This is a genomic window from Pseudomonas sp. NFPP12 (assembly GCF_900103205.1).
Lineage (GTDB): Bacteria > Pseudomonadota > Gammaproteobacteria > Pseudomonadales > Pseudomonadaceae > Aquipseudomonas > Aquipseudomonas protegens.
Genome location: NZ_FMWW01000004.1, coordinates 105,759 through 118,536, shown reverse-complemented (window position 1 = coordinate 118,536; position 12,778 = coordinate 105,759). Strand labels below are relative to the sequence as shown.

The 12,778-nt window shown below is 62.3% G+C and carries 12 protein-coding genes; all 12 read left to right on the top strand.

Annotation, left to right across the window (positions count from 1 at the left end; genetic code table 11):
* Nucleotide 1: 1 nt before the first annotated feature.
* The 12 genes from tssE to tssK all read left to right on the top strand — a co-directional run bounded on the left by tssE (nucleotide 2) and on the right by tssK (nucleotide 12,775).
* Entirely contained in the window at nucleotides 2-409 is a 408-nt protein-coding gene (gene tssE, locus BLS75_RS17685) for a type VI secretion system baseplate subunit TssE (protein ID WP_072451430.1), read from the top strand.
* Between the two features lie 13 nt (nucleotides 410-422).
* Nucleotides 423-947, top strand: a complete 525-nt coding sequence (locus BLS75_RS17680) for a PAAR domain-containing protein (RefSeq protein ID WP_072451429.1) — start codon at nucleotides 423-425, stop codon at nucleotides 945-947.
* Between the two features lie 68 nt (nucleotides 948-1,015).
* A complete protein-coding gene (locus tag BLS75_RS17675; RefSeq protein ID WP_072451428.1) occupies nucleotides 1,016-1,936 on the top strand; it encodes a DUF6402 family protein in 921 nt (306 codons plus the stop codon).
* 94 nt (nucleotides 1,937-2,030) lie between these two features.
* Complete coding sequence (locus tag BLS75_RS32145; protein WP_143031435.1) at nucleotides 2,031-2,453, top strand: hypothetical protein; 423 nt, start codon at nucleotides 2,031-2,033, stop codon at nucleotides 2,451-2,453.
* A gap of 139 nt (nucleotides 2,454-2,592) precedes the next feature.
* On the top strand, nucleotides 2,593-4,380 hold the full coding sequence (tssF, locus tag BLS75_RS17670) for a type VI secretion system baseplate subunit TssF (RefSeq protein WP_072451427.1): 1,788 nt from the start codon (nucleotides 2,593-2,595) through the stop codon (nucleotides 4,378-4,380).
* A complete protein-coding gene (tssG, locus tag BLS75_RS17665; protein WP_072451426.1) occupies nucleotides 4,344-5,351 on the top strand; it encodes a type VI secretion system baseplate subunit TssG in 1,008 nt (335 codons plus the stop codon). The genes tssF and tssG overlap by 37 nt, the downstream gene beginning before the upstream one ends.
* 11 nt (nucleotides 5,352-5,362) lie before the next feature.
* Nucleotides 5,363-7,972, top strand: a complete 2,610-nt coding sequence (gene tssH, locus BLS75_RS17660) for a type VI secretion system ATPase TssH (RefSeq protein ID WP_072451425.1) — start codon at nucleotides 5,363-5,365, stop codon at nucleotides 7,970-7,972.
* 10 nt (nucleotides 7,973-7,982) lie between these two features.
* Nucleotides 7,983-9,509, top strand: coding sequence for a sigma-54 interaction domain-containing protein (locus BLS75_RS17655; protein WP_072451713.1), 1,527 nt, complete (start codon nucleotides 7,983-7,985; stop codon nucleotides 9,507-9,509).
* 71 nt (nucleotides 9,510-9,580) lie between these two features.
* On the top strand, nucleotides 9,581-9,718 hold the full coding sequence (locus BLS75_RS17650; protein ID WP_072451424.1) for a type VI secretion protein: 138 nt from the start codon (nucleotides 9,581-9,583) through the stop codon (nucleotides 9,716-9,718).
* A 17-nt stretch (nucleotides 9,719-9,735) separates the two neighbouring features.
* The gene (gene tagH / locus BLS75_RS17645; protein WP_072451423.1) at nucleotides 9,736-10,938 is read left to right on the top strand and encodes a type VI secretion system-associated FHA domain protein TagH; all 1,203 of its coding nucleotides are present in this window, start codon (nucleotides 9,736-9,738) and stop codon (nucleotides 10,936-10,938) included.
* A gap of 5 nt (nucleotides 10,939-10,943) precedes the next feature.
* A complete protein-coding gene (gene tssJ / locus BLS75_RS17640; protein ID WP_072451422.1) occupies nucleotides 10,944-11,447 on the top strand; it encodes a type VI secretion system lipoprotein TssJ in 504 nt (167 codons plus the stop codon).
* On the top strand, nucleotides 11,444-12,775 hold the full coding sequence (gene tssK, locus BLS75_RS17635) for a type VI secretion system baseplate subunit TssK (protein WP_072451421.1): 1,332 nt from the start codon (nucleotides 11,444-11,446) through the stop codon (nucleotides 12,773-12,775). The genes tssJ and tssK overlap by 4 nt, the downstream gene beginning before the upstream one ends.
* Nucleotides 12,776-12,778 lie beyond the last annotated feature (3 nt).

Genomic DNA, 12,778 nt, shown 5'->3' with positions numbered 1-12,778 from the left:
CATGCGCCGATACGGCAGCCTGTTCGAACGCCTGAGCGGTGAAGCCGGCCAACGCGTCGGCTGGAGCCGCGAAGTGGCCGCCATGGCCTCGGTGGCTGCCCATCTGGCGAAGATGCTCAGCACCCGTGCGGGCAGTGTGCAGACACTGTCCGACTACGGCTTGCCGGACCTCAACGACATGCGCCTAAGCCTGCACGACTCCCTGAGTCAGGCACGCCGGGCCATAGAAGGTTTTATCGAGACCTATGAACCACGGCTGTCCAACGTGCGGGTGGTGTCACTGCCCCGTGACCACGATCAGCTCAAGCTGGCCTTCAGCATCGAAGGCCTGCTGGAGGTGGAGGGGGTCAAGCGCCAGGTCAGCTTCGCCGCTCGCCTGGATGGCAGCGGCCAGGTCAAGGTCAAGTAGGGAGGATACAGCGATGTCGGGAAAACCAGCGGCCCGGGCCGGCGACCCAACGGCCTGCCCGATCCCCGGGCATGGGGTCAATCCCATTGCCGTCGGTTCGGCGGATGTGTTGTTCGACGGCTTGCCGGCCGCCCGGCAGGGTGATGTTTCGGCCTGCGGCGGTGCCCTGGTCGGCGGCTTGAGCAGCACCGTTTCGATCAACGGCCGCGCCGCGGCGACCCTGGGTTCGGTGGGCAGTCATGGCAACACAGTGATCGGCGGGTCAGGCACGGTGATCATTGGCGACAGCTTTACTCCGGCGCCATTTGTGGCGCCGGCACCGGTGCAGATCAATTGGCCGTTCAATGAACAGTATGTGATTGAGTGTCAGAAAACCGGGAAGCCACTGGCGGGGATTGCCTACAACTTCAAAACGGCTTCTGGAAAGATCTTCAGTGGAGTGACTGGAGCAGATGGCAAGACCGAGAAAATATCATCTTCGGATGCCGAGACGTATGAACTGATGATTGAGCGGCAGACCGAAGTGGTGATTGCTTGATCATGTTTGAGGGTGTTGAAGAAATATCGGTGGCGATTCAACGCTTACACGCAAATAGGAGTTTCTAGGTGACGGAAATAGTCGCTGCATCCAATTTGAGTCCAGCGAGTCAACAGGCCGAAAAGACCTTGGCGATTCGTCTTTTTGGAGTGACCGACATTCCGGCAGCCATGAGAAAGATGAACTGGAATGTTGCCGCCGACCTGATGCAGTACTGGTTCGATGGCAAGCCTTGGTCGACGATAGACGGCGCAATGACGAATGAAGTCAAGGGCCATACCGCCCTTGCTCTGGAACCCTATTTCAATAGCGCAATCGTCAAGATGAGTTGGCTTGTTGGGTTTGAACGTGCCAATGAGGTACTGAATATCCTGCGAGTGGCTTGGCGTAATGGACCGGCTCAAGAGCAGATACGCAAAAAAATACTGCCGCAATTCAACGCTCGAACTCCTGGTGTGTACCCGCTTCGGTTTAATGGAGATGCGAGATCGGTAGAGATTTTCGGTTGTTGCAATAGTCGCTCGGTAAATTTTGGATTGACCGATGAAATAAACGAATTAAGGGCGGCGCTGGCTGACTTTAATATCCGTGTTTTTCCCGAGGGGGAGGTTGTTGTAACTGAGGATAACGTGCGGCTTTTAGTGAGTCGCATAGGCTTTTATGTTGAAGATGCTTATGACTTTAATGATGCACCCAACAGCTTTTTTAGTCAGCCTCTGGGGTTTTGGAATTTCGATGGTATTGCAGGGCCTATCGCTGCAAATGCTTCCAATGTAGCACTGGGGCAAGCCCAGAGTGCTATAGCAAGGAATTCGTTTATAAGCGCAGCTTCGGATCGTATGTACCAAGAAATTGACGAAGCTCGTTATTTCTATATTAAGAACTCACACTTTGTCGCCTATAGACGAAAGACAAGGAAGGGCGGCGACTTTCAGGTTTTCTCTGATGTTTTGTATGAGGATGTCCCTCTCGTTGTCATGAAGCTGTAGGCGTGAGCTCTTGTGGGGTAAAAAATCAGTATGAGTGTTGTCTTGGTATCCATTTTTTGATGCAGGACGAATACTGGAAATCGGACGGTGCGCAATGGTAAAGATGGCCCGGGGTAAATGGCTTCGACGAACAGTTTTAGTCGCCGTTGTGTTGGCTATGGCGTTGGCATACAACGTAAACGTAATGCTTGGGTATCCAGCGAGTATTACGCAGACAAGTCCGTCAGGCCGATTTGTAATGGAAAATGTACGTGTTGATGGAACCTTTTTCTTGAGGAGGATGGCTTATCTTCGGGTCAAAGATGCGCAGGTTCCTGGAACAGTCTACCGAACACCTTTGTATGATATGCAGTCTTTGGATATGCGGGTGTTTGAAGATGATCGTGAAGTTGGAATTTATTGGATTAAATTTGATTTGCAGAAGAAGGTATTCATTATTTCCATGCCGGAGTGGGAGGAAAGTCTGATGAATATATTTATAAGCAATACCCCTTATGTTCATGTTGAGAACAGATGACAGTTTCCTGGTATGTCAGATGCCGAAAGTGGCGGGCGCCATTGAAGTCACAGTATTCAAGGAACTTCCTCTGCACTCAAACACCACTCTGTAATCAGGCGCTTTCAACGCTCATCCACTCACCCCAGGCAGGTACGCCATGTCCTTCAACCACTACTACCAAAGCGAACTGACCGCGCTGCGCCAGTTGGGCAGGCGTTTCGCCGAGCGTAGTCCGGCGCTGGCTCCGTTTCTCGGGCAGGCCGGGCGGGATCCGGATGTGGAGCGGCTGCTGGAAGGTTTCGCCTTTCTTACCGGACGCTTGCGCCAGAAACTCGATGATGAGCTACCAGAGCTCAGCCATTCGTTGATGCACCTGTTGTGGCCGAACTACATGCGGCCGTTGCCAGCCTTCAGCATTCTGCAGTTCGATCCGTTGCAGCGTTCCGGCCCTGCTGTGGCGGTGGCGCGGGATACGCCGGTGGAAAGCCGGCCGATCAATGAGGTGCGCTGTCGCTTTCGTACCTGCTACCCCACCGAAGTGCTGCCTTTGGACCTGACCGCGCTGAGCTATTCGGTGAAGGGCGACGGAGCCTTGCTCAGCCTGCATCTGAACATGAGTTGCGATGGTCATGTCGGCGAGCTGGAGCTCAGCCGCTTGCGCCTGCATCTGGCTGGCGAACGCTACATCAGCCAGATGCTCTACCTGAGCCTGCTACGCAACCTGCAAGGCATCGAGCTGGTGCCGTTGCAGGCCGGCGGCGCGCCGCTCAAGGGCGCCAATGGCGAACCGCTGTCGTTGAAGATATCCGCCAGCAAGCTGCAGCCGGTAGGTTTTGCCGAGGAGGAGGCGCTGATTCCGTACCCGCTGAATACCTTCCGCGGCTATCGGTACCTGCAGGAATATTTCTCCTTCCAGGACAAGTTCCTGTTTGTCGACCTCTGCGGCCTGGAGGTGTTGCGCTCCTTGCCCGAAGACAGCCTCAAGCAGGTGCATGGGTTGGAGTTGCGCTTTGATATACGCAGGAGCGGCATACAGCGCCTGCGCCCGACCCTGGACAACATCAAGCTGTACTGCACGCCTATCGTCAACCTGTTCAAGCACGACGCGCTGCCGATCCGCCTAGACGGCAAGCAGGACGAATATCTGCTGCTGCCAGCGGAGTACGACCTGGAGAACTGCGGGGTGTTCTCGGTGGATTCGGTCACCGGCTGGGCCCCGGGCGGGGTGGGCTACCAGGACTATGTGCCGTTCGAGTCCTTTGAGCATGATCCGAGTTTCGACGTGCCTCAAAGCCGTCCGCACTACAGCATCCGCCAGCGCTCATCGCTGCAGCATGACGGTCTGGACACCTACCTGAGCTTTGCCATTCGCCAGACCGAGGCCCAGGAAACCCTGTCCATCGAGCTGACCTGCACCAACCAGAACCTGCCCCGCCAGCTCAAGCTCGGGGACATCGACCAGCCCTGTGAGCAGACCCCGGATTTCCTCAGCTTTCGCAATATCACCGCGGCCACTTCCAGCTTCGCGCCACCGCTCAATCGCGACTTCCTGTGGAAGCTGATCAGCAACATGTCCCTCAACTATCTGTCCCTGGCCAACGTCGATGCGCTCAAGGTGATCCTCGAGACCTACGACTTGCCGCGCTACTACGACCAGCACGCCGAGCGGGTCAGCAAACGCCTCCTGGGGGGGCTCAAGTCGATTCGTCACGAACATGTCGATCGTCTGCACCGCGGCTTGCCCCTACGGGGCCTGCGCACCGAACTGACCATCGACCCCCAGGGCTATATCGGCGAAGGCGATCTGTTCATCTTCGCCTCGGTGCTCAACGAGTTTTTTGCGCTTTACGCCAGCCTCAACTCGTACCACGAGCTGCGGGTCAACAGCACACAAGGAGAAGTGTACCAATGGACACCACGCATGGGCTTGCAGCCCCTGCTTTAAGCGAGCTGTCCCGAGGGATCCGGGAGTATTCGCTGTTCCAGGCGGTGATGCTGGTGGTCGATCGACTGCGTGATGCCCACCCTGACATGAGTGATGACGAACTCTATGACCAGCTGGAGTTCCAGGCCAACCCGAGCCTGGGGTTTCCCGCCAGCGATGTCGATCGGGTGGAGTTTTTCCACGAGCACGGGCTGTTGCACGCGCGACTGCGGTTCAACCTGATCGGTCTGTTCGGCGCCGGTTCGCCGTTGCCGGCCTTCTATGGCGAACAGGCACTGGGGGACGGCGAGGAGGGTAATTCGACGCGCAACTTCCTCGACCTGTTCCACCACCGTTTGCAGCGCCTGATGCTCCCGATCTGGCGCAAGTACCGCTACCGCGCGAGCTTCTCCAGCGGCGCCCTGGACCCCTTCTCCAGCCAGCTGTTCGCACTGATCGGCCTGGGGAGCTCGGAGATTCGCCAGGCCCGGGAACTGAACTGGAAACGCCTGTTGCCCTACCTCGGGCTCTTGAGCCTGAGGGCCCACTCGGCGGCGCTGATCGAGGCGGTGCTGCGCTACTACTTCAAGCACGCGCAACTGGTGATCGAGCAGTGCATCGAGCGTCGGGTGGCGATTCTTCACGAGCAGCGCAACAGCCTGGGCCTGGGCAACAGCGTGCTCGGCGAGGACCTGGTGCTGGGGGAGCGGGTACGCGATCGCAGCGGCAAGTTCCGCATTCATATCCGCGAGCTCGATTGGCAGCGCTTTCATGAGTTCCTGCCGATCGGCTTCGGTTACCAGCCGCTTTGCGCCCTGGTGCGCTTTACCTTGCGCGACCCGCTGGACTACGACATCCGTCTGGTACTGCGCCAGGAAGAAATCCGCGAACTGTGCATCGGCGAACAGAACGCCTGTCGCCTGGGCTGGACCAGCTGGCTGGGGCGTGAACGCGCCGACGGCGTGGTGACCCTGGGCAGCCTCTCTCATTAAGGACGAGACCGATGATCAACGTAGACCTGCAACAACTGATCCAGGCACTGGATGCCGATACCCGCCGCGACCTGGAGCGCTGTGCCGAGCGTTGCGTGGCCCGGGGCGGCAGCAAGATCCTGGTGGAAGACCTGCTGCTGGAACTTCTGGAACGGCCCCAGGGACTGTTGGCCCGGGCGCTGCAGGATGCCGGGATCGAAGCCGGCGAACTCAGCGGGGTGCTGCAGGCGGGCGCCGAGCACAGCGCGTCGCGCAACCCGGTGTTTGCCCCGGAACTGGTGCAGTGGCTGCAGGACGGGCTGCTGGTGGCCAACCTGGAGCTGGGGCAGACCCAGGTGGAGCAGGCGGCGCTGATCCTGGCCCTGCTACGCAACCCGCTGCGGTATGCCGGAAGTCGCTACCAGCCCTTGCTGGCGCGGCTGAACATCGAGCGCCTGAAGGATTTCGCCCTGGCCCAGAAGCGTGACTCAGGTGCGGCTGGCCCATCCCCGGCGGGTGGCGAATCCCTGTTGCAGCGCTTCACCCACAACCTCACCCAGCAGGCCCGGGAGGGTGAGCTCGACCCGGTGCTGTGCCGCGACGAGGCGATCCGCCAGATGGTGGATATCCTGGCCCGGCGGCGCAAGAACAACCCGATCATTGTCGGGGAGGCCGGTGTCGGCAAGACCGCGGTGGTGGAAGGCCTGGCCTCGCGGATTGCCGCCGGTGAAGTGCCCCAGGCGCTGCAGGGGGTCGAGCTGCTGTCCCTGGACATGGGCCTGCTGCAGGCCGGTGCCAGCGTCAAGGGCGAATTCGAGCGTCGCCTCAAGGGGGTGATCGACGAGGTCAAGGCTTCGCCGCGTCCCATCATCCTGTTCATCGACGAGGCTCATACCCTGATCGGCGCTGGCGGCAATGCCGGAGGAAGCGATGCGGCCAACCTGCTCAAGCCGGCCTTGGCACGGGGCGAGTTGCGCACCATTGCCGCTACCACATGGAGCGAATACAAGAAGTATTTCGAGAAGGACCCGGCCCTGGCCCGGCGCTTCCAGCCGGTGCAACTGCATGAACCCAGCGTCGCCGAAGCGGTAACCATCCTGCGCGGCCTGGCCGGGGTCTACGAAAAGAGCCACGGCATCTACCTGCGCGATGATGCTGTGGTGGCGGCGGCGGAATTGTCGGCCCGCTACCTGGCTGGCCGGCAGTTGCCGGACAAGGCCGTCGACGTACTCGATACCGCCTGTGCCCGAGTACGCATCAGCCTCGCTGCGGCGCCGCAGAGCCTGGAACGGCTGCGTGCCGAACTGGCCGAAGGCGGGCGCCAGCGTCAGGCCCAGCGCCGGGATGCCGAGGCCGGTCTGGAGATCGACAAGGAGGCTCTGCTGCTTCTGGAGCAGCGTCTGGTTGCGGTCGAAACCCAGCAGCTTGCCCTGGAGCAGCGCTGGATCGAGCAGCGCCAGCAGGCCGAACGCCTGCTGGCGCTGCGCCAGGAACTGGCATTGGCCCGTGAAGCCCAGGCCACCTGCAGCCAGGTTGACGCCGAGCCGGCCACGGATATCGAGGCGCTGGAGGCCGAACTGGCAGTGCTCCACACCAGCCTGAGCAGCGCCCAGGCCGAGGAACGCCTGGTGAGTTTCGAAGTCTGCCCGCGGCTGGTGGCGCAAGTGATCAGCGCCTGGACCGGGGTGCCCCAGGAGCAACTGGCCCGGGAACATAACGCCCGGGTGACGAGTTTTGCCGATGACCTGCGCAAACGGATCCGCGGGCAGGAGCAGGCGGTGCAGGCCCTCGACCGCTCGATGCGTGCCACCGCCGCCGGGCTCAACCAGCCCGATGCGCCGGTGGGGGTATTCCTGCTGGTGGGCCCCAGCGGCGTCGGCAAGACCGAAACGGCCCTGGCCCTGGCGGACCTGCTGTATGGCGGCGAACGCTTCCTGACCACCATCAACATGTCCGAGTTTCAGGAAAAGCACACAGTGTCGCGCCTGATCGGTGCGCCGCCCGGCTACGTCGGTTACGGCGAAGGCGGCATGCTCACCGAGGCGGTGCGCCAGAAACCCTATTCGGTGGTGTTGCTGGATGAAGTGGAAAAGGCCGACCCGGATGTGCTCAACCTGTTCTACCAGATCTTCGACAAGGGCCGGGCCAACGACGGCGAAGGGCGCGAGATCGACTTTCGCAACACCCTGATCCTGATGACCTCGAACCTCGCCAGTGAGCGCATCGGCGCGCTCTGCGAACAAGCAGCAAGACCCAGCGCCGAAGCCCTGGAAGCGGCGATACGCCCGGTCCTCAGCGCCCACTTCAAGCCGGCGCTGCTGGCGCGCATGCGCGTGGTGCCGTTCTACCCGGTGGATGGGCCGGTGCTGCGCGAACTGATCGAGATCAAGTTGCAGCGCCTGGGCCAGCGCCTGGCGCGCCGGCAGTTGCAGTTCAGCCACTGCCAGGGGCTGGTGGCGCACCTGGCCGAGCGCTGCGGGCAGAGCGATAGCGGCGCGCGGCTGATCGATCACCTGCTGGAGGCGCACCTGATTCCCCGGGTGGCCGACCGCTTGCTGCAGGCCATGGCGGCCGGCGAGAGCCTCAAGCGAGTGCATGCCACGGTGGATGGCCAGGGCAACGTGGCCTGCGAGTTCGCTTGAGGTGGCAATGATGTTTTCCCAGATAGCCCAACCCCTGGCTTATGCCGAGTCCCTGCTGGGAATGTATTGCGACCTGGGCCAGGCCCGGGACGAGGCGAGCTTGCTGGCGGACTTCGTCAGGGCCGTTGCCCGGCTCAGTGCCTGCGAACTGAGCCAGCTGTACCTGCTGGACGCCACGCACACGCATCTCGGGCTCTGTGCCGAACACCTGCAGGGAGTGATTGCGCCGCGGGCCGCCGAGGCCTTGCCGGCGGACTACAACGACGAGCAACTGTTGCAGTTCTGCCTATGCCAGAACCGCGTGCTGCACTTGTTGGACCTGGGCAGCGGCCTGTACCGCACGGACTTCTTGCCCGAAGTCGGCGGCCCCTGGCATTCGCTGTTGTGCGTGCCCCTGAGCAACGCCCAGGGCGCGGTGCAGGGGCTGTTGCTGTGTGCCAGCCGTACGCCTGCCGAGCTGCAAGGGTTTGCCGGCTCCCTGGGGCTGTCCGGCTCCTTCCTGCTGGCCCAGCTCAGCCTGCGCCAGCATTGGCAGCGCAGTGCTGCTGCGGCGCAGGTAGCGCCAGCGGTGCAGCGTCGGGCCAGTGACTACGGCCTGATCGGCAAGAGCCCGGCCATGCGCGAGACCTGTCAGTTGATCAGCAAGGTCCTGCACAGTCCGTACACGGTTCTGCTCCAGGGCGAGACCGGCACCGGCAAGGAAGTGGTGGCGCGGGCCATCCACGACTACGGCCCGCGCCGCTCCCAGCCGTTTATCGTGCAGAACTGCGCAGCATTGCCGGAGCACCTGCTGGAAAGCGAACTGTTCGGCTATCGCAAAGGCGCTTTCACGGGGGCCGACAGCGACCGCATCGGCCTGTTCGAGGCGGCGAACGGTGGCACGCTGTTGCTGGATGAAGTCGGCGACATGCCGCCGGCCCTGCAAGCCAAGCTGCTGCGGGTGTTGCAGGAAAGCGAGATCCGCCCGCTGGGCGCCAACGATACTCGCAAGATCGATGTGCGCATCATCGCCGCCACTCACCGCGACCTGCCAAGCCTGGTGAGCAGCGGCGAGTTCCGCGAAGACCTGTACTACCGTCTGGGCCAGTTCCCCATCGAGCTGCCGGCCCTGCGTCAGCGCGAAGGCGATATTCCCATGCTGGCGCGTTACTTCTGCGACAAGACCTGCGCCTTCCTGCAACGCGAAACGCTGGCGTGGTCCGATACCGCCCTGCAGATGCTCGATGCCTACGCCTTTCCCGGCAATGTGCGTGAGCTCAAGGGCCTGGTGGAACGCGCGGTGCTGCTTTGTGACGGCCGCGAATTGCTGCCCGAACACTTGCTGCTGCGTGGTTCTGCGAGGGTCGACACGCAGTCGCTGAACCTGCGGCTGCGCATGGAGCAGGTGGAGCGCGGCCTGCTGCTGGAGTGCCTGCACAAGCACGCCGGCAACCGCACCCATGCCGCCCGCGAGCTGGGCATGTCGCGTCGGGCCCTGCATTACCGCCTGGCGCGACTGAAGATCCAGCCTCAGGAACAACAGGAGCCGTGCCTATGAACGCTGCGGCTCTGTGTTCATTCCGGCCCGCGGCGTTGCCGGGGCCCTCATTCCCAACTGGAGTACCGCTGATGCCTGTCCGTCACTGGCCCCTTGTCCTGCTTCTGTTGCTCTTCGGCCACCTGTCCGGCTGCAGCGGCAACTACACATTCAACGACCACAGCTATCGCCCGCTTGGAGACCCGCAGACGGTCAACCGCGGCAAGTGAGCGCAAGGAGCAGCACCATGGAACTGGTTTTTGAGATGCTCGATCCGCCGCAGCACCTGCCTGCCGCAAGCGCCAGCAAGACCTTCAGGATCAGCGGTGGCGTCATTGGCCGCGGTGAGGATTGCGACTGGGTGATCGCCGACCGCAAGCGTCACCTGTCCAACCATCACGCCCGGGTGAGCTACTGCGAGGGGGCGTTCTATCTCACCGATACCAGCAGTAACGGCATCGTCCTGCGCGACAGCGGCGCGCGCCTGCGCAAGGGCGAGGCCCTGCGTATCGAGCACGGCAGCACCTTTGAGCTGGGTGGCTTCGGGATTCGCGCGCGGCTGGTGCCGCGCAACCACGTCCCGGCTGCCGAACCAGGCCAGCCGCTGCCGGCGGGCAGCATCATTCCCGATGACGCCTTTCTTCATCTCGACCCGCTCAAGACCCTGGCGCAGCAGGAGCAGGCCGAGCAGATGCAGGATCCGCTGGCACTGCTGTCGAGCCCGTCCCGGGCCCCGCAGTCGTTTGCCGACTATGCGCAGATCGACACCGAGTGCCTGGTGGTGCCCGAGCTGGTGGCGCCCCCCGAGGCCCCGGCGCCGGCACCCCAGGGCGAGCTGGCCGCAGGTCCCGGGGAAGTGTTCTGGGAACAGTTCGGCAACGCCCTGGGGGTGTCGCTCAAGGGCCTCGATCCAGCGGCCCGGGAGGCCCTGGCGCTGAAGGCGGCGGCGCTGCTCAAGCAGAGCGTCGGCGGCTTGCAGCAGAGCCTGCGCACCCGCAGCGAACTGAAGAATGAGTTACGCCTGGCCCAGACCGTGGACCGGAGCGCGGGCAAGCACCCTCTGCGTTTCGCCATGGATACCAGCGAAGCCCTGGAGCGCCTGCTGCTGGACGACAAGCCCGGGCAATTGCCCGCGCCCCAGGCCATCGCCCGGGCCTTCGGCGATCTGCAGGCCCATCAGGTGGCGCTGCTGGCCGCCAGCCGCGCCGCGGTGCGCAGCACCCTGGAGCATTTTGCTCCGCAACAACTGGTGCTGCGCTTCGAGCGTGACGGTAAGCAGCCCTGGCTGGCCACTTCCGGGCGCTACTGGCGGGCCTACACCCGCTACCACCAGAGCCTGCGCCAGGACGACGACTGGAGCGAGCGCCTGCTGGCCCGGGATTTCGCCCAGGCCTACGAGGAGCAGCATCGGCTGATCTCCACCCTCAACACCGAGACTCACCAAGGATGAACCCCATGCCCCGTTGCAAGGCTTTAGCACTGCGCACCTCGACCCTGTTCGCAGTGCTGTTGGTGTCCGCGTGCGCCTCTCTGTCGCCGTATTCCAGCCTGACCAAGCTCGACCTGACGCTAAGTGCCAGTGACCAGTTGAACCCCGACCTCAATGGCCGGCCTTCGCCCATCGTGGTGCGCCTGATGGAGCTCAAGCACCCGGTGGCCTTTGAAAATGCCGACTTCTTCAGCCTCTATGAGCGAGCCAAGGAATCCCTGGCGCCGGACCTGGTGGCCAGTGAGGAACTGGAATTGCGGCCGGGGGAGAGCGTCGAGCTCAAGCTCAGCGTCGACAGCCAGAGCCGTTATGTCGGTGTGCTGGCGGCTTACCGCGACCTGCCGGAAACCCGCTGGCGCTATGTGATTCCGGTAACCGCCATGCAAGTCACCCGCAGTGAGCTGATTCTCGACCAGGCGGGTATCCGCAACCGCCTGCAACCTGTGGTCCGGGAGGGGGAGCGACCATGAACGAACACAAGGTTATCTGGCAGGAAGGCATGCTGCTGCGGCCCCAGCACTTCCAGCACAACGATCGCTATTTCGACCATCAGCTCAAGACCCGCACCCAATTGCTGGGCAGCTACACCTGGGGTTTTCTCGGGCTGGAGATCGACCTGCAGTACCTGAACATGGGCAAGCTGGTGATCAGCCACGCCCAGGGCATTCTGCCGGACGGTTCGCTGTTCGCCCTGGGCGACAGCAGCGAGCCCCTGGCCCTTGACGTGCCGGCCAACACCAGCAAGACCTCGGTGTACCTGGCGCTACCCCTGGTCACCGGCAACCATATCGAGGCGCGCCGCGCCGAGCAGGCCGATGTGCTGGCGCGCTACATCACTTATGAGACCCAGGTTGCCGACTCCAATGCCGACGACGACTCCAGCAGCCAGATCAGCTGTGGCCGGCCGGATTTCCGCCTGTTGCTCGGCGAGCAACAAAGCGATCAGGCCTACGTCAAGCTCAAGGTCTGCGAGATCCAGGGCAGCAACGCCGAAGGGGTGATCAGCCTCGACTCAGAGTTCTTCCCGACCTTCATCCAGACCCATGCCAGCCCCTATCTGCTGTCGTGCCTGAAGGAGGTGATCAGCATGCTGGCGCACCGTGGCGACACCATCGCCGAAAGGATCCGTTCCAACGGCAAGGTCGGTGGCGCCGAGGTCGGCGACTTCATGATGCTGCAACTGATCAACCGCACCGAGGTGCTGTTGCGCCATTACCTGGACCTGCAGCAGGTGCACCCGGAGGAGTTGTATCGCAGCCTGCTGACCATGCTCGGCGACCTGTCGACCTTCTCCAGCGAGAGCAAGCGCCCGCGCCTGGACACGCGCTACCAGCACAGCGACCAGGGCGCGAGCTTTCGCAGCCTGATGGACGCCATTCGCCAGGTGCTGTCGATGGTCCTGGAACAGCACGCCATCGAACTGCTGTTGCAGGAGCGCCAGTACGGCATCCTGGTGGCGGCGCTGAACGACCACACCCTGCTGGAGTCGTCCTCGTTCGTGCTCGCCGTCAGCGCCAACTGCGATGCCGAGGAACTGCGCCATCGCCTGCCGGCGCACCTCAAGGTCGGCCCGGTGGAGAACATTCGCCAGCTGGTCAACCTGCACCTGCCGGGTATCAAGGTTAAACCGCTATCGGTGGCGCCACGGCAGATCCCGTTCCACTCCAGCAAGACCTATTTCATTCTCGAATTCAGCGCCCAGGAACTGACCCAGCTGGAACGTTCCGGAGGCTTTGCCTTCCACGTTTCCGGTGAGTTTTCCGAGCTGGAGCTGAAATTCTGGGCCATCAGGAACTGAGCG